Here is a 17,353-nt window from a genome sequence, read left to right on the forward strand (position 1 = left end):
GCTTAACGTGGCGCGCAAAATCCGCCGGCTAACCTTTCGATCTGTTCCAAGTGCGGGCACAATGCGTGTCCTTTTTTGGCAGGCACCGCCGCAGGCTCTCAAAAATGATCAAAACGCCGTACTACCTCATCGATAAACAGAAGCTTCTGGTCAACATGCAGAAGATTGCCTACGTGCGCGAGCAGTCTGGCGCCAAGGCTCTGCTGGCGCTCAAGTGCTTTGCCACCTGGTCGGTGTTCGACTTGATGCAGCAATACATGGACGGCACCACCTCGTCGTCGCTGTATGAACTCAAGCTCGGTCGCCAGAAGTTCGAAGGTGAAGCGCACGCCTACAGCGTGGCCTGGGCCGACGATGAAATCGAAGAGATGCTGGAGAACTGCGACAAGATCATCTTCAACTCCATCAGCCAACTGCAGCGTTTTGCCGAACGCAGCGAAGGCAAGACCCGCGGCCTGCGTGTGAATCCGCAGGTGAGCAGCTCTGACTACCTGCTGGCCGACCCGGCGCGCCCGTTCAGCCGCCTGGGCGAATGGGACCCGGTGAAAATCGATGGCGTGATCGATCAGATCTCCGGCTTCATGTTCCACAACAACTGCGAGAACGGCGACTTCAGCCTGTTCGACAAGATGCTCGGCACCATCGAAGAACGCTTCGGTGCGCTGTTGCACAAGGTCAAGTGGGTCAGCCTCGGCGGCGGCATCCATTTCACCGGTGAAGGCTATGCGTTGGACGCGTTCTGCGCACGGCTCAAAGCCTTCTCCGAGAAGTACGGCGTGCAGGTCTACCTGGAACCCGGCGAAGCAGCGATCACCAACAGCGCCTCCCTGGAAGTCACCGTGTTCGACACCCTCTACAACGGCAAGAATCTCGCCGTGGTAGACAGCTCCATCGAAGCCCACCTGCTGGACCTGCTGATCTACCGCCTCAACGCCAAACTGGCGCCGAGCGAGGGTGAACACACCTACATGGTGTGCGGCAAATCCTGCCTGGCTGGAGACATCTTCGGCGAGTATCAATTTGATCGTCCGCTGGCCATCGGCGATCGGCTGTCGTTCATCGACACCGCAGGCTACACCATGGTCAAGAAAAACTGGTTCAACGGCCTGAAAATGCCGTCCATCGTAGTGAAACAACTCGACGGTACAGTCGAGGTGGTTCGTGAATTTGGTTACGACGACTACCTGTCCAGCCTGTCCTGAGCTGGCGGATAAAGGAGAGATAAAGCAATTGAAAAAGAACGTTCTTATCATTGGTGCAGGAGGTGTCGCCAAGGTGGTGGCCCACAAGTGCGCGCAGCACAACGACGAACTCGGTCGTATTGCTATCGCGTCGCGCAACATCTCCAAATGCCAGGCCATCATCGACAGCGTCAAGGCCAAGGGTAGCCTCAAGGTTCCCGCCGATATCCAAGCCTTCGCGCTGAACGCCCTGGACGTGGAAGCGACCAAGGCCCTGATCCGCGAGACCGAATCGCAGATCGTCATCAACGTCGGCTCCGCGTTCCTCAACATGTCGGTATTGCGTGCCTGCATCGACACGGGCGTGGCTTACCTCGACACCGCCATCCACGAAGAGCCGGGCAAGGTCTGCGAGACCCCACCGTGGTACGGCAACTACGAGTGGAACCACCTGCAAGAGTGCAAACAGAAGAACATCACCGCCATCCTTGGCGTGGGCTTCGACCCAGGTGTCGTCAACGCGTATGCCGCGCTGGCGCAGCAACAGCATTTCGACCGCATTGATTCGATCGACATTCTCGACGTCAATGCCGGCTCCCATGGCAAATATTTCGCCACCAATTTCGATCCGGAAATCAACTTCCGCGAATTCACCGGGCAGGTGTGGAGCTGGCAGAACAGCCAGTGGACCAGCAACACCATGTTCGAAGTCAAACGCACCGACGACCTGCCAGTAGTCGGCTCGCAGAACCTCTACCTCACCGGCCACGATGAAGTGCACTCGCTGTCGAAAAACCTCGACGTGCCCAACGTGCGTTTCTGGATGAGCTTCGGCGAACACTACATCAACGTGTTCACCGTGCTGAAAAACCTCGGCCTGCTCTCCGAACAGCCGGTCAAGACGGCCGAAGGCCTGGAAGTGGTGCCGTTGAAAGTGGTCAAGGCCGTGCTGCCCGACCCGTCTTCGCTTGCGCCTGGCTACACCGGCAAGACCTGCATCGGTGACCTGGTCAAAGGCACCAAGGATGGCCAGCCGCGTGAGATGTTCATCTATAACGTGGCTGATCACGAAGAGGCCTATGCCGAGACCGACAGCCAGGGCATCTCCTACACCGCAGGCGTACCACCGGTAGCCGCTGCGCTGCTGGTTGCGCGTGGCGAGTGGGATGTCAAGCACATGGCCAACGTCGAGGAACTGCCGGCTGAGCCGTTCCTCAAGGCGCTGGATGTGATGGGCTTGCCGACTCGGATCAAAGACGAGCACGGTGATCGGGCCTGGGATGCGACGGCCTGATAGGCCATAGCTGACCGAGCAAAAGAATGCGCCCCCAGGGGCGCATTTTTTGTTTGGGCTCACCCACAGTTCAAAGAACAATACAGATTCAAAATGTGGGAGCGGGCTTGCTCGCGAAGGCGGTGTGCCAGTCACTGAGTTTTCAACTGAACCACCGCTTTCGCAGGCAAGCCAGCTCCCACATTGGCCATGTGTTGCCCACAGAATCAGCGCCTGGCACCGATCCCCTGTGGGAGCGGGCTTGCCCGCGAAGGCGGTGTGTCAGTCTCTGAGTCTCCAACTGAACCACCGCTATCGCAGGCAAGCCAGCTCCCACACTCGTTTTGTATTGCCCACAGAATCAGCGCCTGGCACCGATCCCCTGTGGGAGCGGGCTTGCTCGCGAAGGCGGTTTGTCAGTCAATGATTTTTCCACTGAACCACCACCATCGCAGGCAAGCCAGCTCCCACAATGAGTCGCCGGTGTATCCGGGGCTTCGGTTCATTCCAGGTTCCGCGCCTGACTATTCAGCGCCCTTGAGCACTGCAACAGCACCGGGGCTCACATTGGCGCAGGCGTGGCCTGATATAGCCTGTTGGATCGATGAGAACGTCGGTTAAACCACCAATCGCTTCTGAAGAAACTGTCAACTTCAACAGGTTACCGACTCCGTGAATGCCGTTAGTCTGAGCGAGCCAGTCATCGATTGGCTCACCCATTCACCATGTGCGAAAGGAATCGTCCATGAAACGGCAAACCTCTTCAAACACCCTCACGGCACGCTTGGCTGGCCTGGTCTATAGCACCTGCTGCTACCTGGTGTTCTTATTCACCCTGCTGTACATGATGGGCTTCGTAGGGGCTGTGGTCGTGCCCAAACACATCGACTCCGGCGCGCGCATCGACTGGGCGCTGGCACTCATGATCAATGCGTCACTGATCATTGTGTTTGGTGTCCAGCACAGCAGCATGGCGCGTAAACGCTTCAAGCGCTGGCTGGCAGTCTTCGCCCCGGCAGCGGTGGAGCGTTCCAGCTATGTGCTGCTCTCCAGCCTGATGCTCGCGCTGCTGTTCTGGCAGTGGCGGCCTATTACGCACACCGTTTGGGCGGTTGACGCCGCCTGGGCCAAGGCACTGCTGACCGGCCTGTTCTGGCTGGGCTGGGGCATCGTGGTGCTGGCAACTTTCTTGATCAGTCACTTCGAGTTGTTCAGGCTGAAGCAGGCCATTGATCGCTGGCGCAACGCCCCACCCTCAGGCCTGACATTCCGGACGCCGCTGCTCTACAAAGTCGTGCGTCATCCGCTGTACCTGGGCTTCCTGATCGCCTTTTGGGCAACGCCGCATATGACCGTGGGGCATCTGCTGTTTGCGCTGGGGATGTCGGTGTATCTCTTCATCGGCGCCCGTTTCGAAGAACGGGATTTGGTGGCGCTGTTTGGTGAGCGGTATCGGCGTTATCAGCGTGAGGTGGGCATGGTCGTGCCACGCCTCAACAAACCCCGCCAATAACCCACTGTAGGAGCGAGCTTGCTCGCGAAGATCGTCAACGATGACACGGGTAACCTGGATGACCGCAGAGCCTGGGCGTTTTTCGCGAGCAAGCTCGCTCCTACAGTGACCGTTCCCAAGCTCTGCATGCCCGGGCGCTCTGCGTCAGGCTGTGCCAGGTGACGCCGAGCGTCACTGCATGCATTACCACGCAGAGCGTGGGACCGACCGAATAGCGGCATCTACACACTGAAATATGCCACGCAAGCATTCAGTAAAGGGAGCCGGAAGGGGATTCTTATGAAGTAACGTTATAAAAAACTGTTATTTCCTACAGGTTCTCGTAAGAGAACTTTCACTCAGTATGACTGCGTATCACTTTACTCTCTCGCTACTTATCAGGAAATGCCCATGACCTACTCTCTATCCGGAAACTACGACGGCGGATCCAGTAACGTATTCCGTCTGACTATTAAAAAGTTCGATCAGTTAGCAGGTTCCTTCAGTGGAGAATTTCATTATTTGCTTACCGGTATATCGGAGCCCGTCAGTGGCCACTATCACCTTTACGGAGATGGTCGAGACGAGACCGTGCTCTGGTTTGAAACCAGTGGCGGTTCGTGGCGTTGGGAAGCGGATTACGTTAACGGCTCCCCCTCTTTTGAGAAATGGACAGCCAAACGCACGTCCAGTACCGGCGACATCGAAACTGAATTCTTCAAAGAGACCGCCTAATTTATGACAACCTAGACTGAACGAGATGAAGTTTGGTGCACTGCGTTTTGAGCGCCGATTCGACTTCAGTCTGATGCTCGTCCCCATGTACGTGGGAATGATCTCAAAAAACCGACCACCCAATCCGCTCACTCAACAACTCCAACGCCTTCATCCCCGCCAGCGAATTGCCCGCTGCGTTCAACTCCGGCGACCACACGCACACTGTGAACTGCCCCGGCACTACCGCGACGATCCCGCCGCCAACCCCGCTCTTGCCCGGCAGGCCCACGCGGTAGGCAAAATTGCCCGCCTCGTCATACAGCCCGCTGGTGGCCATGATCGAGTTCACTTGCTTGGTCTGGCGCGCCGTCAGCACTTGCTCGCCACTGTGGGCACTCACGCCTTCGTTGGCCAGAAAGCTGAACGCTCGGGCCAGGTCCAGGCAGCTCATCTGCAACGCGCAATAGTTGAAGTAGCTGTGCAGCACTGCGTCCACATCGTTATGAAAATTGCCGAACGACTTCATCAGGTAGGCCATGGCCGCATTGCGCGCACCGTGCTGGGCTTCCGATTCGGCCACGACGCTGTTGACCAGGATCTGCGGGTTGCCCGACAGGCGCCGCACAAAATCGCGCATCGACAGAATCGGCACGGCGAAGCGTGACTGGTTGATGTCGCAGATCACCAGCGCGCCAGCATTGATAAAGGGATTGCGCGGGCGTCCACGCTCGAACTCCAGTTGCACCATGGAGTTGAACGGCTGCCCCGAGGGCTCATGGCCCAGGCGTTCCCAGATGGTTTCGCCACCATGGTCGATAGCCTGCACCAGGCTGAAGACCTTGGAAATGCTCTGCACCGAAAACAGCGTGTCGGCATCCCCGGCGCAGTAGGCCGTGCCGTCGTTGCCGTAGACCGCAATGCCAAGTTGGTGGGCGGGCACGTCGGCCAGCGCGGGAATGTAATCGGCAACTTTGCCGAGGCCGATCAAGGGGCGCACTTCGTCGAGGATCGACTCCAGCAGCGCCTGCATAGCTTGTCCTGTCATCTTTGTTTGAATCAGTGATAAACGAGGCGCGGAGGATACTTCAGTGGGCGCGCAACACCCACACAATCTCTACCACCCGCTCGGCAACCACCACGTAGATCAGGATCAATAACAGTTGCAACGCCAAGTGATAACGCAACTTGGCCAGCCGGCGAATGCCGTCGCTGACGTTCAACAACATCAGCAGCGTCGACAGCACAATCAAGCCCCAACCCGCGACGCTGGAAGCAAACAGACCGATCAGCAAATCGTGCGGCCCCACCAGCGCGTTGGTCCCCGCCGCAAACAACAGCGCGCAGACCAACAGGTTCTTGACGTTGTCGAAAATCTGCGTGCTCAAATCGTTTTCCAGCAATGCCAAATACCGCGTCCATAACGTGCGCATGCTTGAGTACCGAGTGGGAAGGCTCGTCAATCAAGGTAGTTCAATTGTGGACGCTGTCGAGCTCTGGCCAGGCTTAGAAATGCGCCACATCCGACACTTCTGGGTCCAGCACATCCTCGGCCAGCGCCCAGGCGCGGTTCTCGGACTCCACCACCAGCAGCGGGTAGCCCCAGGCCTTGCCGAACGTCACGGCGAAGGGCTTGAGAGCCAGGCGCTTGGCGGCGCTGGGCTCCACCTGGATCATGCCTTTGACATAGGCGCGCAAGGCCGCTTTGTTTTTCTTCATCCAGATAGAGGCGCGCTTGCGCTCTTCGTGGGCGTGTTCGTGATTGTTTTCATCCACGGCTTTTTCGTGCAGCAGCAAGAAGGGCTGCTCACGGGCCAACAAATGCTCGAAGGTCAGTAAGGCATCTTCCGGCCCGCCGTCGTCAGGCGCGTCGAAAAAGATTTTCACCACGGGGAAAGTTGAACTGTCGAGTCGCATGGCAAAGCTCCTTGGATGAGATTGGTTCTCATCATAGAGCGCGGGACGCTGGACAGCATTGCACACAATAGCCAAAATGTTTCGCAATCCAGCCAAGGCAGTTGCCACCATGGTTCATCACCGCCTCGACCAGTACGACCCCTGCCGGGTTCGCGACGCCGCCGCCATCCCTCGCTCGATAGTGGCCGTGGGCGCCTCGAGTACCTCCGAGCGCTGGGAACATACCCCTCACCACCATCAACACGGGCAATTGATCTATACCTTGCGCGGCGTGGTGCATTGTGTGATCGAGGCGGGTATCTGGATCGTGCCGCCGCAATGCGCGTTGTGGATTCCCGGCGGTGTGACCCACGAAGCGCTGCATTTGCCCATGCCCCAAGACCCTCGCTTGCATCGGCTGGCCAACTGCTTATTGGCCAACCCCGGCGACAAATCCACCTTGGGCGAATGGGCCATGCGCATCGGCATGAGCGAACGCAGCATGACTCGCCTGCTGCTGGAAGAAATCGGCCTGAGCTTCGGTCGCTGGCGCCGCCAGTTGCATGTGATCCTTTCACTGCAACGCCTGGCCAACGGCGAGAGTGTGCAGAGCGTGGCGCTGGATTTGGGTTATGAAAATGCCAGCGGGTTTATCACCATGTTCCGCAAGGCCATGGGTCAACCGCCGGCGCGTTACCTGGCGGACCGCACGGGCGCGCCGAGCCCGGCAGCGCAACCCAGCATTGCGATGCGCGAGGCTGTTAATTAAATATTATTTAGAGCAAGCCCCCTCCTACACCACTCAGTTTTTGTAGTCGGTGTCTGTTCGCTCAAGCTGACGCACCAGCGCATTCCAATGTCGCGCCACGCCTGGGCCTTCACCGTTGCTGAATACCTTGGCCTGCTGCTCAACTTTGGCCACCACCTCTGCCGGTGGGAAGATCAACTCGGCATTCCCCGCCGCCTGTGCCGCGATCTGGATATTGCAGGCCCGCTCCAGGCTTTGTAGTTGCTGGAAGGCATGCTCGACGCTGACGCCGCCCGTCAACAAGCCGTGGTTACGCAGGATCATCACACTCTTGTCGCCCAGATCCGCCACTAGCCGTTCACGCTCATCCAGGTCCAGGGCCACGCCCTCGTAACCGTGGTAAGCCACACGCCCCGAGAACGCGATAGCGTGCTGGGAGATGGGCAACAGCCCCTGCTTTTGCGCCGACACCGCAATACCGTCGCGGGTGTGGGTGTGCAGCACCGCTTGCAAGTCATGGCGTGCGCCGTGGATGGCGCTGTGGATCACGTAGCCGGCGTAGTTGATCCCCAGGCCCGTGGGGTCATCGACGATGGTGCCGTCCAGATCGACTTTGACCAGGTTGGAAGCGCTGATTTCGTCGAACAACAGCCCGAAAGCATTGATCAGGAAATGCGCCTCGGGCCCTGGCACCCGCGCCGAGAAATGCGTGTAGATATGATCGGTCCACTTGTGTAACGCCGCCAGTCGGTAGGCTGCGGCCAGCTTGACCCGTACCTCCCACTCTTGCGGTGTGACCCGCTGGCGCACATTGCTGGAAACACTGGAAATCGGCGTGACGCTGCTCATGGCAAATCTTCCTGGATGGCCTAAGGGGGCTTACAGGCAAGACTAGGGGATGGTCATAAATAATAAAAAGCACATTTTAATCTAAGCTAATTATTATTTTTATTTATAAACAACACCTACGAGTATGAGCCGTTTTGGCTGGAGGCGAGGCGGCCACTCCTTTACTGGACTGCATGCGTCACAACCGTGATTGCGTCTGCGACGGTGATGAGATGACTTGCCATGTCATTGGATATTTCGATGCCAAATTCATCCTCGATCGTTATGACGAGTTCCATAAGATCCACCGACTCGGCGCCCAGGTCATCAACAAAGGATTTGTCACCCAGAATCTGCGCTTTGATCGCTCAATTGCCCCCTCACCACTGGGCAAAAAAGCGCAAAAAATTTTAAACCTTTTACGCCCCTCTCCATTCAACAGTCAGGTAACGGCATCCCGCCATTTCCAAGGAGAGACACCATGAAAACTCGACTGATGAAACCGATGGGCCTTACCTTCATGCTGATCGCAGGCTCGATGTCCACCGCGATGGCGGCGACCTCCAACGACTTTGTCGACAACGCCGCCGAGGGCGGTATCACCGAGGTGGAAGCAGGCAAACTGGCCCTGGAAAAAAGCAGCTCGGCGGACGTGAAGACCTTTGCCCAGCATATGGTTACCGACCACACCAAAGCCAATCAGGAATTGATGGCCCTGGCGAAAAAACTCGATATCGAAGTCCCCGATGACGCCGCGCTTACCGACCAGGCCAAGAAAGCCATTCTGGAAATGCGCGATGAATCCTTCGACAAGGCCTACGCCAACAACCAGGTGGCGGCCCATGAAAAAACCGTCGAACTGTTCAAGAAAGAAGCGGCCTCCTCGGACAATCCCGAGCTGAAAGCCTTCGCCACCAAGACCCTGCCTACCCTTGAAGCCCACCTGAAAATGGCCAAGGAACTGCAAACCAAATACGCCCATTAATCGATCCATGACCCAAGGAGACACTCGACCATGAGCTCGCAACTCAACGGCAAGCACATCCTCGTCATCACCTCCAACACAGGCATTGAGCGCGACGAGCTGCTCAAGCCGCTGGAGACACTGCGTGGCTACGGCGCGACCGTGACGCACGCCTCCAGCAAAGGCGGCACTACCCAGACATTTGTCGGCGACACGGAAAAAGACCAGACCGTGGAATCAGACGTGCAACTGTCGGATGTGGTCAGCGCCGATTTCGATGCGCTGGTCATCCCGGGCGGCACGGTGAATGCCGATACACTGCGCCAGGATGCCGCCGCGCTGCGCTTGATCAATGAATTCGTGCAGGCCGGCAAGACCATCGCGGCGATCTGCCACGGGCCATGGACGCTGATTGACGCCGGGGTGGTCAAGGGCAAAACCCTGACCGCCTATAAAAGCGTGCGCATCGACCTTGAAAACGCCGGCGCTGCCAGCGTGGTGGATGCCGAGGTTAAAGAATGCCAGGCCAATGGCTGGACCTTGATCACCTCGCGCACGCCCGACGATCTGCCGGCGTTCAATGAGGCGATTGCCTACGCCGTCGGCGGTTGATCGGTTTAGCGCAATGAAAACAGGCGCCCCATGGGCGCCTGTTTTTTATCACTCACCGCTTCAGCTTTTACGCTGCTGCGCCATCTCACGCTTGGGCCCGAACATCGCCCACGCAATCAGCCCCAGCAGCGGCACGAACACCAGCACCACCACCCACAACCCCTTGGTCTCCCATCCGCCAGTGCTGCGCAAAACGATGTTGATCGCCCAGAGTTCCAAGAGCAGCAGAATCACCGCCAATACGATCCAGATATATTCTATTTGCATGATTCACCTCCTGAAGTCTATGCGTTAGGTCAAGCGGATGCGCCAAGGGTTCCATTGGATTTTCAAGCCACGCTTTAAGGCCTGCGCCGTTGCGCTGGAGCGTCAGCGCCGGTTGGGCGTTGTGCAATGTCGCCGCAACCCGACCATGCAAGCTGCACGACAGCAAAGCGCACAAGTAAACTCAACCAATTGATTTTAAACATTTTTTTATATCCGAAAAATTGGTACGCCTGATGCAACCCCCTCACCACGAGGCGTGCGCTTCGACACGCCCGAACACCATCCGTGAGGTTTTATATGAATGCCATCGACCTTCTCAAAGCCGACCATGAACGCGTCAAGACCCTGCTGACCCAGTTGAGCGAATCCACTGAACGCGGGGTAAAAAAACGTACCGAGTTGCTGGCCAAACTCGAAATGGAAATCACCCTGCACACCCAGCTCGAAGAAGAGATTCTCTACCCCGCGTTCAGAAAAGCCGGGGGCAAGGAACAGGACATCATGTACCACGAAGCCAAGGAAGAGCACCGTACCGTCGACTCGCTGGTACTGCCGGACTTGAAGAAAACTGACCCATCGTCCACCGAGTTTTCCGGTCGCGTCAAAGTGGTCAAGGAGCTGCTTGAACACCATATCGAAGAGGAAGAAACCGAGATGTTCCCACAAGCTAAAAAGCTCTTGGGTAAAGCACTTCTCGAGGAGCTGGGGGCTGAGATGGAAGCGATGAAGGCCGCGCACAAAAAAACCATGGCGAGAAAACCCCTGGCGGCGTGATGGCCTTCGGCTCGCTATCAGGTTCGGCGTTTCATGGCACCGGCAGCCAGCCGCTGAAGGTGCCTTGCGCATTCAATGGGCACCAGGCGAAATCCCAGGCGGGCGCCGGCAATGCCGGCTGCTGCGTGGCTACCCAAGGGTGGCCCTTCCAATCGAACAGGGTGCAATCGCGCCAGCTCAGAACAATGCCTGCCGCCGGGCTGTCGTCCGTGAGCACCCAACGCGCAGCGGCGGCGGCCATGAAGGCTTCGATCGGTTCGTCATCGATCTGCGTGCGGTACGCCGAAATCAGTAACCAGCGGCATACGTTCAGATGGTAGGTCCAGTCCAGCGGCGGTTGGTTGCGATAGGCCCAGGTCATGAAGGCGCGAAACAGGTTCAAGCCCTCCGGTGGGTCGAGCTTGAGCAGCGCCGGGCAGATATCAAACAAGCTATGCCAATGAGGCAGCAGGCGCGCGTCCAGGTGCACGAAACAGCGCGAATTGCTCGGGTAATCAGGCAGCGCCGGCTGCGCACGCAGGCGCCGCGACGCCTTGCTGACCAGGCGGCTGGCGCCGGCAGGCAATTGAGGGTTCATAAAACGTACTCACCATCGTGACGAGAGAATGCCTCCTGGTGACAGGAAGCCCAAGGCACACGTCAGGATGCGGGAGAAGCGCGAGGGTTGGCCGAAGGCCAGGAATAGCGCGGAGGCGCCTTGTTGCGCCGTTCATGGGCGACACGTGGGGTGTGCGTAAGACCGAGCAGCCAGGCCAGGCCGATCAGGAACACCAGGGCGACGGTAACCGCGTTGCACACCGGGCAGGCAAAGTAGTTCGAGATGTTGCTGGAAGTCGGGGTTGCCAACCCTTTGTCGGAAATGGGCGACTGGCCGCCGTCCACCGAACAGAACAGCCCGCCGATGCCATTGAGCTGCTGGCCCATCATCTGGCCATGCCCCAAACCGCAGGCGAACAGGTTCATCAGCACGCAGAAGTACAGGGCCCAGGCGATCAGTGAGCGGTCAGAGTGGCGCAATTTCATGGCGGCGACTCTACCACCGAAGCCACAAAAGCACGAAATGCGCCGCGCCCCTGTGGCAGAACGTCGCAGATTACGCGCACGGGCCAGGGTTGCTAGACTCTGCACCCTTCTCGTTACTCCTTTTCAAAGCCTGGTGGGGCAGCTCTACTGCCTTGCAGGCGTTTCACAGGATGCACAGTTGATGAGTACGTTATTCACCCGCCGCAAAGTGCTGACCGGCATGGGCCTGTTGGGCCTGGGCAGCCTGCTGGGCGGCTGTGACTACAGCCCCAAGCTGAACTTCAAGTACGGCAAGGACCTCAGTGACAAGATCATGGGCCGCACTTTCAAGCTCAAGAATACTGACGGCGAAACCGTCACCTTGAGCTCGTACCGCGGCCTGATGCCGGTGGTGTTCTTCGGCTTCACCCAGTGCCCGGCCGTCTGCCCGACCGCCCTGGCCCGCGCCGCCCAGGCCAAGAAACTGATGGGCCGCGATGGCAAGATCATGCAGGTGGTGTTCATCACCCTGGACCCCGAGCGCGACACCCCCGAGATTCTCAACAATTACGTCAAGGCCTTCGACCCCAGCTTCGAAGCGCTCTACGGCACCCCGGAAGAAATCGCCGTGGCCGCCAAGGAGTTCGGGATCTTTTATGAAAAGATCCCCGCCGGCGACACCTACACCCTCTCCCACACCGCCACCAGTTTCGTGTTCGACACCCGTGGCAACCTGCGCCTTGGCTTGCAGGCATCCCTTACCGCTCAAGAGTGCGCAGAAGACCTGCTCACCGTCATGGAGGTCTGCTAATGACTGCCGTTCAACACCTCAAGCGTCTCACCCTCGGCCTCACCCTGCTGGGCCTCGCCGCCCACGCCAGCGCCCAAGTACAAGTGACCGACGCCTGGGTGCGCGCCTCCGTACCGGGCCAGCCATCCAGCGGTGCCTTCATGACCCTCACCGCCGACAGCGACAGCAAATTGCTGAGCGTGGCATCGCCAGTGGCCAAGGACGTGCAGATTCACGAGATGAGCATGAAGGACGACGTGATGCGCATGGGCCCGGTGGATGCGGTGGCCCTGCCGGCAGGAGAAGCCGTCAAGCTCGACCCGAACGGCTACCACGTGATGCTGATGGGCCTGAACGCCCAGATCAAGGAAGGCGACCAAGTGCCGCTGACCCTGACGGTGCAAGATGCCAAGGGTGAAAAGCAGGCTGTCGAAGTGAAGGCAACGGCCCGTGGGCTGGATGGCATGGACCATAGCAAGATGGACCATAGCAAGATGCATTGAGTAGGCCGCTTCTTCTCCCACCTCACCACGATGCGAAGCGAGCCGCTCTTGATCTTGCTCTGCTTGTGATCTTGATCTTAGGCGCCCCGTTAAACCACGCTGGCCGAACGCAGGCTTGAATTCGTGGGTAACCCGGCAGGACGCCGGGTTAGCCGCCCCGCGCCATGGATGGCGCGTGGCGGCGGCCCACGGATTCAAGCCTGTGTTCGGGCACACCGAGCCTAAGCGAGGTGCCGAGTGGTGGGGCAAGAGCGCTTTGGTTACTTTCGCGCTTTTCGAAAGTGACCCGCCGTCAGGCGGAACCCTAAGTAGCCGTTACCGCAGCAATGGATATGTACACAATCCAACTGCGTTGACTGCTAGGCCGCCTTCGCGAGCAAGCCCGCTCCCACAGGTTGATCGCAGGGTGTCAGGTAGATAGGTGTTGGCTGGCAGGCCGTCATCGCAGGCAAGCCAGCTCCCACAATTGGATCGTGGGGGTGAACGCTTTCGGTACGCAATCCCTCGATCCCATGACCGATGGCGCCGAACTGACCCAATTGCGCGCTGCATTCAAGCGCGATTCATAACCCGCAACCGCTTCACCATCGGTACACACGCCAGCACCAACCCCGACGGGCAGCGATACACCGCCTGCTCATCGCCTACATACCCGCACGCGCTATAAAGACTTGTCGCATCCAGCACCACCCTGCTCAATCGCCTGCTGCTGCTGCTGCGCGTCGTCCGGCGTCAAGCTCCTTCCATGACCTCAAACTGCCATTAGCCCATTTGTGCTAATCGACCCTACCTCACGGCGGCGCTATATTCCGCGGCACTTCCAACGTTCTCACCAACACCGCGCATTCAGTGCGCGTGGGTTTGTTGCGCGTTGGAAAAACCAAAACAACCCCAAGGAAGAAGCACCATGAAACTCCACTCCCCTGTCACTCGCCTTGCCCTGTTGGGCGCCCTGATCATCGGCGTCGCCGGTTGCAGCAATATCAAGCCTACCGAAGACCATCTCAAGAAGCTGTCGGAAACCAATCTGGGCGAGCCGGTAAAACGTATCTCCAATGTGCGCAGCGACTCCATGACCACCTACTACGTGGCTAACACGGCCTCCGGCGAGTACAACTGTTCCGTGCCCAGTGGTGCCAGCGGCGGCGCGTTCGCGATTGCCAGCTTCGGCCTGATGAAGCCAGCGGCCTACTGCATGCCCAAGGGTGCCAAAGGCAATGGATTAACACCATTCATGCAGTAATTTTTTCCTGGCTGAGCTCACGCAGGGTGCCGCGCAGTTCCGTAGGGCGTACCGGTTTGGACAGGATAGCGATCTGACGGTCATGCAACGCGGCCTGGATTTTCTCCACGTCGTGGCCGGTGAGGATCAGCGCTGGCACCGCCCAGCCACGTTGCTCGCGTAGCTGGTCGATGCATTCGATGCCGGTGGCATGGTTGCCCAGGTCATAGTCGGCGACGATGATGTCACAGTCGCTGACCAAACCCTGCCCCGTGGACTCGGCCTGCACTTGGCACCCCCAGCGCTCAAGCAGGGCCTGGGTGGCGAGCAGCACGTTGTAGTCATCTTCCACCAGGCACACCTTAAGGCCGGTGAGCAGGCCGGCTTGGCGTGCATCGTCGCGCAACGCCGGTTGGCGCGGCGCGGCCGCCAGGGCCAAGCCATGCAAGCTGACAGAAGTGCCATGGCCAACGCGCGAGCGCAGGCTCACCTGCAACCCCATCAATTGCCCCAGGCGCTTGACGATGGACAGCCCCAGGCCCACGCCTTCAACGTCCTTGTCACGCAGTTGACGCACGCGATAAAACTCTTCGAAGACTTTTGAAAGATGCTCCCTGGCAATCCCCCGCCCCTGGTCGTGTACCTCGATTACCAAGCCGTTATCGCGCACACGCACGCCGATCAGCACCGGTCGCTGGGCGCCGTATTTGAAGCAATTGGAGAGCAGGTTCTGCACCATGGTCGCCAGCATGCCTGGATCGACCAACACCCAATGGGCGCAGGGGCGCAAGCGCAACTCCACACCCGCCCAGCGTGCGGCCTCGGCGTTCTGGCGCACCAGGTCGGCGAGAAATTCGCCCAGGTGGAGCACTTGGTACTTGGGCAACAGCCGACCGTTGTCGAGGGTGTAAAGGTCGAGAATCGAACGGAACAATTGCGACACGTTAAGCAGCGAACGGTCGATATTGTCCACCAGGCGCTGTTCGTCATCTCCCAAGCGCGCTTCGCGCAGGCAGGCGGTGAACAGGCCAATGGAGTGGATAGGCTGGCGCAGGTCATGACTGGCCTGGGCGAGAAAGCGGGATTTTTCCAGGTTGGCAGCGATCGCTTGCTCGGAGGCCTTGCGCGTGCGCTCCAGCAGAATATGCGCATACACCGGGATCACCGTGCTGGTGATCATCAGCATCAGCACCATGAACGGCTGCGCCTGCCACAGCGGCGTAAGCTGGTACACGATCAACAACGCCAGCAACGCCAGCGCCGTGGCAATCGCCAGGTAGCGCGAACCGTAGCGCATGCCATTGCCCAGGTTCACCCAAACCATCACCGCATACAGCGGCAATGCCGCTTCACCCCCCACTACCAGGCCGAACGAAGTACCGGTGTAGTCGTGGATCATGCCGAAGATCCGCCGCGCCGGGTAATGCCCGGGCCAGCGCGCGATCACCTGGCGAAGCACGATGGACGCCAGCAGGAACACGAAGATATAGAGGATCACCGGCAGGTAGGTGTCCAGCGATTGCCCAGGTAGGAAACCCAATAGGCTTATATACACAATGGCGATGGTGGCCACCACGATGCGCAGGTTAGCCTGATCGAGTTCAGAATTGGTCTCAAGACTCATCGTCGTATCCCTGACCTATCATCTGTAGGAGCGAGCTTGCTCGCGAAAAACGTTAACGATAACGCGTGTTGCCTGAATGAACGCAGCGCCTGTGAGTTCTTCGCGAGCAAGCTCGCTCCTACAGGCCCGGTGGTAAATTAGCATGCCTGGATACAACCTTGCCCCAGGAAGGAGCACACAATGACCGGCCGTATCATCATCGCCGACGACCACCCCATGTTTCGCGAAGGCATGACGCGCACCGTGCAGCGCCTGCTACCGGGCGCGGTGGTGCAGGAGGCCGGCGACCTGGCCACGGTGAATGCGTTGCTGTGCGAAGCGGGCGAGGTCGATACCTTGATTCTCGATTTGCGCTTTCCCGGCCTGACCTGCATCAGCCAACTGGCCGAACTGCGCCAGCAACTGAAACGCACCACCTTGGTCCTGGTGTCGATGGTCGACGACCCCGCGCTGATCGAACAGGTCATGGCCCTGGGCGCCGACGGTTTTATCGGTAAGAACATCGCCCCGGATGAGATCGGCCAGGCCCTGCTGGCGATCCGCGAGGGCGAAGTGCTGGTCAAGTTCGCCCCTTCAGGCCTGCTGCCCCTCGACACCCACACCCTCACCCCACGTCAGCAGGAAGTGCTGCGCCTGATTGCCCAGGGCAAGACCAACAAGGAAATTGCCAAGGCCCTGAATATCTCGCCGTTTACCGTGCGTATCCATGTGTCGTCATTGTTGCGCAGCCTGAATGTCCCCTCACGCGCTGCAGCTGCGGTGAAGTATTCCGGCGAGTTCTAGGCGCCTGCGCTGCTCAACGCTGCGTGGGAATACGAATATCGCCTCCACGGCATTGGCTTTTCACACTGCGCGGGCAACCTGCAAACGCCAGATCCTTGGTCAGGCACACCCGCACTTCCGACAGCACCTGACCCTTGCAGATCACCGCCATCCCGTGGTTGCCCATGCGTGGGTTGCTCTCGCGAAACAGCGCCTCGATCTCTTTGGCCTGCAATGACGGCGGCGTGTTGAACGGCTGCAACTGTGGCGGGATCACCACCGCACCAAGCGCCACATCGGTCTTCTCCAGGTACTCCAACGGCGGCAGCCCACTGCAGGTGCCATGCTTGGCCCACTCATGCTTGAGCAGTGCACGGGTGGGAAACAGCGCCGCGCCCTTGTCCATTTCTGCCTCGCTCAAGTGCATCTGCGGCGCACAGGACGCCGGCCACCCTCCGCGCGCGTATTGCGGCCACAAACCGTGCAGCACAAAGCCGTAGCCCTTGCCCGAACATTGCTCGTTGCCTGGGTGCGTCAGGCAAAACGTGGGTGACCACGATAGCGACAGCACATAGAAATCAAACTCGCCCGACTGCCCTTGGCTGCGTGGCGCCGCCGTTGCCGCGGTGGCGATCAGCAGCCACAGCACCATCCAGTATTTCATCCCGGTATTCCTTTAAAAGAGTGAAGCCTTACGCTAT

22 protein-coding genes and 1 pseudogene are annotated in these 17,353 nt (G+C 58.9%); 12 read left to right on the forward strand and 11 right to left on the reverse strand.

Annotation, left to right across the window (positions count from 1 at the left end; all coding sequences use genetic code 11):
• Nucleotides 1-104 precede the first annotated feature (104 nt).
• The 4 genes from MF6394_RS22215 (at nt 105) to MF6394_RS22235 (ending at nt 4,681) form a co-directional block, all read left to right on the forward strand.
• Nucleotides 105-1,202 carry a carboxynorspermidine decarboxylase gene (locus tag MF6394_RS22215; RefSeq protein WP_078467556.1) on the forward strand — a complete coding sequence of 366 codons (1,098 nt, stop codon included), beginning with the start codon at nt 105-107 and terminating at the stop codon, nt 1,200-1,202.
• A 28-nt stretch (nt 1,203-1,230) separates the two neighbouring features.
• Entirely contained in the window at nt 1,231-2,475 is a 1,245-nt protein-coding gene (locus MF6394_RS22220) for a saccharopine dehydrogenase family protein (RefSeq protein ID WP_032896980.1), read from the forward strand.
• 724 nt (nt 2,476-3,199) lie between these two features.
• Nucleotides 3,200-3,967 (forward strand): methanethiol S-methyltransferase, encoded by a 768-nt coding sequence (mddA, locus tag MF6394_RS22225; RefSeq protein ID WP_078467557.1) that lies wholly within the window; start codon nt 3,200-3,202, stop codon nt 3,965-3,967.
• A 390-nt stretch (nt 3,968-4,357) separates the two neighbouring features.
• A complete protein-coding gene (locus MF6394_RS22235) occupies nt 4,358-4,681 on the forward strand; it encodes a hypothetical protein (protein ID WP_069558363.1) in 324 nt (107 codons plus the stop codon).
• Between the two features lie 103 nt (nt 4,682-4,784).
• On the opposite strand, the gene glsB is transcribed toward MF6394_RS22235, so the two are convergent.
• From glsB to MF6394_RS22250, 3 genes are all read right to left on the reverse strand, one after another.
• Nucleotides 4,785-5,693: a glutaminase B gene (glsB, locus tag MF6394_RS22240; RefSeq protein WP_056787397.1), complete on the reverse strand. Its 909-nt coding sequence runs from the start codon at nt 5,691-5,693 to the stop codon at nt 4,785-4,787.
• Between the two features lie 55 nt (nt 5,694-5,748).
• The gene (locus tag MF6394_RS22245) at nt 5,749-6,093 is read right to left on the reverse strand and encodes a hypothetical protein (RefSeq protein WP_003191720.1); all 345 of its coding nucleotides are present in this window, start codon (nt 6,091-6,093) and stop codon (nt 5,749-5,751) included.
• 73 nt (nt 6,094-6,166) lie between these two features.
• The gene (locus tag MF6394_RS22250) at nt 6,167-6,577 is read right to left on the reverse strand and encodes a hypothetical protein (RefSeq protein ID WP_069558362.1); all 411 of its coding nucleotides are present in this window, start codon (nt 6,575-6,577) and stop codon (nt 6,167-6,169) included.
• A 109-nt stretch (nt 6,578-6,686) separates the two neighbouring features.
• Here MF6394_RS22250 and MF6394_RS22255 point away from each other — a divergent pair, with 109 nt between their 5' ends.
• Nucleotides 6,687-7,325: an AraC family transcriptional regulator gene (locus MF6394_RS22255; RefSeq protein WP_078467577.1), complete on the forward strand. Its 639-nt coding sequence runs from the start codon at nt 6,687-6,689 to the stop codon at nt 7,323-7,325.
• Nucleotides 7,326-7,358: 33 nt separating this feature from the next.
• On the opposite strand, the gene MF6394_RS22260 is transcribed toward MF6394_RS22255, so the two are convergent.
• The gene (locus MF6394_RS22260) at nt 7,359-8,153 is read right to left on the reverse strand and encodes a class II aldolase/adducin family protein (RefSeq protein WP_044274129.1); all 795 of its coding nucleotides are present in this window, start codon (nt 8,151-8,153) and stop codon (nt 7,359-7,361) included.
• A 161-nt stretch (nt 8,154-8,314) separates the two neighbouring features.
• A complete protein-coding gene (locus tag MF6394_RS34685) occupies nt 8,315-8,431 on the reverse strand; it encodes a hypothetical protein (RefSeq protein WP_078467559.1) in 117 nt (38 codons plus the stop codon).
• 182 nt (nt 8,432-8,613) lie between these two features.
• On the opposite strand from MF6394_RS34685, the gene MF6394_RS22270 reads away from it, so the two are divergent.
• Together MF6394_RS22270 and MF6394_RS22275 are read left to right on the forward strand one after the other, a co-directional pair.
• On the forward strand, nt 8,614-9,117 hold the full coding sequence (locus MF6394_RS22270) for a DUF4142 domain-containing protein (RefSeq protein ID WP_044274135.1): 504 nt from the start codon (nt 8,614-8,616) through the stop codon (nt 9,115-9,117).
• 30 nt (nt 9,118-9,147) lie between these two features.
• The gene (locus tag MF6394_RS22275) at nt 9,148-9,708 is read left to right on the forward strand and encodes a type 1 glutamine amidotransferase domain-containing protein (RefSeq protein WP_078467560.1); all 561 of its coding nucleotides are present in this window, start codon (nt 9,148-9,150) and stop codon (nt 9,706-9,708) included.
• A gap of 60 nt (nt 9,709-9,768) precedes the next feature.
• Here the strand turns inward: MF6394_RS22275 and MF6394_RS22280 are convergent, their stop codons facing one another.
• On the reverse strand, nt 9,769-9,975 hold the full coding sequence (locus tag MF6394_RS22280) for a hypothetical protein (protein ID WP_032896961.1): 207 nt from the start codon (nt 9,973-9,975) through the stop codon (nt 9,769-9,771).
• A gap of 297 nt (nt 9,976-10,272) precedes the next feature.
• Between MF6394_RS22280 and MF6394_RS22285 the strand changes: the two genes are divergently transcribed.
• Nucleotides 10,273-10,749: a hemerythrin domain-containing protein gene (locus MF6394_RS22285; protein ID WP_044274139.1), complete on the forward strand. Its 477-nt coding sequence runs from the start codon at nt 10,273-10,275 to the stop codon at nt 10,747-10,749.
• A 31-nt stretch (nt 10,750-10,780) separates the two neighbouring features.
• On the opposite strand, the gene MF6394_RS22290 is transcribed toward MF6394_RS22285, so the two are convergent.
• Both MF6394_RS22290 and MF6394_RS22295 read right to left on the reverse strand, forming a co-directional pair.
• The gene (locus MF6394_RS22290) at nt 10,781-11,326 is read right to left on the reverse strand and encodes a putative natural product biosynthesis protein (RefSeq protein WP_078467561.1); all 546 of its coding nucleotides are present in this window, start codon (nt 11,324-11,326) and stop codon (nt 10,781-10,783) included.
• A gap of 62 nt (nt 11,327-11,388) precedes the next feature.
• Entirely contained in the window at nt 11,389-11,772 is a 384-nt protein-coding gene (locus tag MF6394_RS22295; protein ID WP_069558357.1) for a DUF2946 domain-containing protein, read from the reverse strand.
• 181 nt (nt 11,773-11,953) lie between these two features.
• On the opposite strand from MF6394_RS22295, the gene MF6394_RS22300 reads away from it, so the two are divergent.
• Both MF6394_RS22300 and MF6394_RS22305 read left to right on the forward strand, forming a co-directional pair.
• Nucleotides 11,954-12,562: an SCO family protein gene (locus MF6394_RS22300; protein ID WP_003191741.1), complete on the forward strand. Its 609-nt coding sequence runs from the start codon at nt 11,954-11,956 to the stop codon at nt 12,560-12,562.
• The gene (locus MF6394_RS22305) at nt 12,562-13,044 is read left to right on the forward strand and encodes a copper chaperone PCu(A)C (protein ID WP_044274145.1); all 483 of its coding nucleotides are present in this window, start codon (nt 12,562-12,564) and stop codon (nt 13,042-13,044) included. Before MF6394_RS22300 ends, MF6394_RS22305 begins: the two co-directional genes overlap by 1 nt.
• A 552-nt stretch (nt 13,045-13,596) precedes the next feature.
• Here MF6394_RS22305 and MF6394_RS34690 read toward each other — a convergent pair.
• Nucleotides 13,597-13,743: pseudogene (locus tag MF6394_RS34690) on the reverse strand (GNAT family N-acetyltransferase); the annotation flags it as partial.
• Nucleotides 13,744-13,951: 208 nt separating this feature from the next.
• On the opposite strand from MF6394_RS34690, the gene MF6394_RS22330 reads away from it, so the two are divergent.
• Nucleotides 13,952-14,287, forward strand: coding sequence for a hypothetical protein (locus MF6394_RS22330; protein ID WP_044273082.1), 336 nt, complete (start codon nt 13,952-13,954; stop codon nt 14,285-14,287).
• Here the strand turns inward: MF6394_RS22330 and MF6394_RS22335 are convergent.
• Nucleotides 14,277-15,890, reverse strand: coding sequence for an ATP-binding response regulator (locus tag MF6394_RS22335; protein WP_078467564.1), 1,614 nt, complete (start codon nt 15,888-15,890; stop codon nt 14,277-14,279). The two genes, MF6394_RS22330 and MF6394_RS22335, sit on opposite strands and share 11 nt — an antisense overlap.
• Before the next feature lie 180 nt (nt 15,891-16,070).
• On the opposite strand from MF6394_RS22335, the gene MF6394_RS22340 reads away from it, so the two are divergent.
• On the forward strand, nt 16,071-16,673 hold the full coding sequence (locus MF6394_RS22340; RefSeq protein WP_032896946.1) for a LuxR C-terminal-related transcriptional regulator: 603 nt from the start codon (nt 16,071-16,073) through the stop codon (nt 16,671-16,673).
• A 13-nt stretch (nt 16,674-16,686) separates the two neighbouring features.
• Here MF6394_RS22340 and MF6394_RS22345 read toward each other — a convergent pair whose 3' ends face one another.
• On the reverse strand, nt 16,687-17,316 hold the full coding sequence (locus MF6394_RS22345; protein WP_044273079.1) for a ribonuclease T2 family protein: 630 nt from the start codon (nt 17,314-17,316) through the stop codon (nt 16,687-16,689).
• Nucleotides 17,317-17,353: the final 37 nt, after the last annotated feature.

This window comes from Pseudomonas sp. MF6394 (assembly GCF_002018845.1).
In the GTDB taxonomy this organism is placed as follows: domain Bacteria; phylum Pseudomonadota; class Gammaproteobacteria; order Pseudomonadales; family Pseudomonadaceae; genus Aquipseudomonas; species Aquipseudomonas lactis.

Excerpts from the sequence above, each read along its gene's own strand:
- MF6394_RS22260 (WP_044274129.1), bottom strand. The coding sequence starts at position 8,153 with ATGAGCAGCGTCACGCCGATTTCCAGTGTTTCCAGCAATGTGCGCCAG.
- mddA (WP_078467557.1), top strand. The coding sequence starts at position 3,200 with ATGAAACGGCAAACCTCTTCAAACACCCTCACGGCACGCTTGGCTGGC.
- MF6394_RS22330 (WP_044273082.1), top strand. The coding sequence starts at position 13,952 with ATGAAACTCCACTCCCCTGTCACTCGCCTTGCCCTGTTGGGCGCCCTG.
- MF6394_RS22245 (WP_003191720.1), bottom strand. The coding sequence starts at position 6,093 with ATGCGCACGTTATGGACGCGGTATTTGGCATTGCTGGAAAACGATTTG.
- MF6394_RS22335 (WP_078467564.1), bottom strand. The coding sequence starts at position 15,890 with ATGAGTCTTGAGACCAATTCTGAACTCGATCAGGCTAACCTGCGCATC.
- MF6394_RS22305 (WP_044274145.1), top strand. The coding sequence starts at position 12,562 with ATGACTGCCGTTCAACACCTCAAGCGTCTCACCCTCGGCCTCACCCTG.
- MF6394_RS22300 (WP_003191741.1), top strand. The coding sequence starts at position 11,954 with ATGAGTACGTTATTCACCCGCCGCAAAGTGCTGACCGGCATGGGCCTG.
- glsB (WP_056787397.1), bottom strand. The coding sequence starts at position 5,693 with ATGCAGGCGCTGCTGGAGTCGATCCTCGACGAAGTGCGCCCCTTGATC.
- MF6394_RS22215 (WP_078467556.1), top strand. The coding sequence starts at position 105 with ATGATCAAAACGCCGTACTACCTCATCGATAAACAGAAGCTTCTGGTC.
- MF6394_RS22340 (WP_032896946.1), top strand. The coding sequence starts at position 16,071 with ATGACCGGCCGTATCATCATCGCCGACGACCACCCCATGTTTCGCGAA.
- MF6394_RS22280 (WP_032896961.1), bottom strand. The coding sequence starts at position 9,975 with ATGCAAATAGAATATATCTGGATCGTATTGGCGGTGATTCTGCTGCTC.
- MF6394_RS22345 (WP_044273079.1), bottom strand. The coding sequence starts at position 17,316 with ATGAAATACTGGATGGTGCTGTGGCTGCTGATCGCCACCGCGGCAACG.
- MF6394_RS22270 (WP_044274135.1), top strand. The coding sequence starts at position 8,614 with ATGAAAACTCGACTGATGAAACCGATGGGCCTTACCTTCATGCTGATC.
- MF6394_RS22290 (WP_078467561.1), bottom strand. The coding sequence starts at position 11,326 with ATGAACCCTCAATTGCCTGCCGGCGCCAGCCGCCTGGTCAGCAAGGCG.
- MF6394_RS22275 (WP_078467560.1), top strand. The coding sequence starts at position 9,148 with ATGAGCTCGCAACTCAACGGCAAGCACATCCTCGTCATCACCTCCAAC.
- MF6394_RS22255 (WP_078467577.1), top strand. The coding sequence starts at position 6,687 with ATGGTTCATCACCGCCTCGACCAGTACGACCCCTGCCGGGTTCGCGAC.
- MF6394_RS22285 (WP_044274139.1), top strand. The coding sequence starts at position 10,273 with ATGAATGCCATCGACCTTCTCAAAGCCGACCATGAACGCGTCAAGACC.
- MF6394_RS22250 (WP_069558362.1), bottom strand. The coding sequence starts at position 6,577 with ATGCGACTCGACAGTTCAACTTTCCCCGTGGTGAAAATCTTTTTCGAC.
- MF6394_RS34685 (WP_078467559.1), bottom strand. The coding sequence starts at position 8,431 with ATGGAACTCGTCATAACGATCGAGGATGAATTTGGCATCGAAATATCC.
- MF6394_RS22235 (WP_069558363.1), top strand. The coding sequence starts at position 4,358 with ATGACCTACTCTCTATCCGGAAACTACGACGGCGGATCCAGTAACGTA.
- MF6394_RS22295 (WP_069558357.1), bottom strand. The coding sequence starts at position 11,772 with ATGAAATTGCGCCACTCTGACCGCTCACTGATCGCCTGGGCCCTGTAC.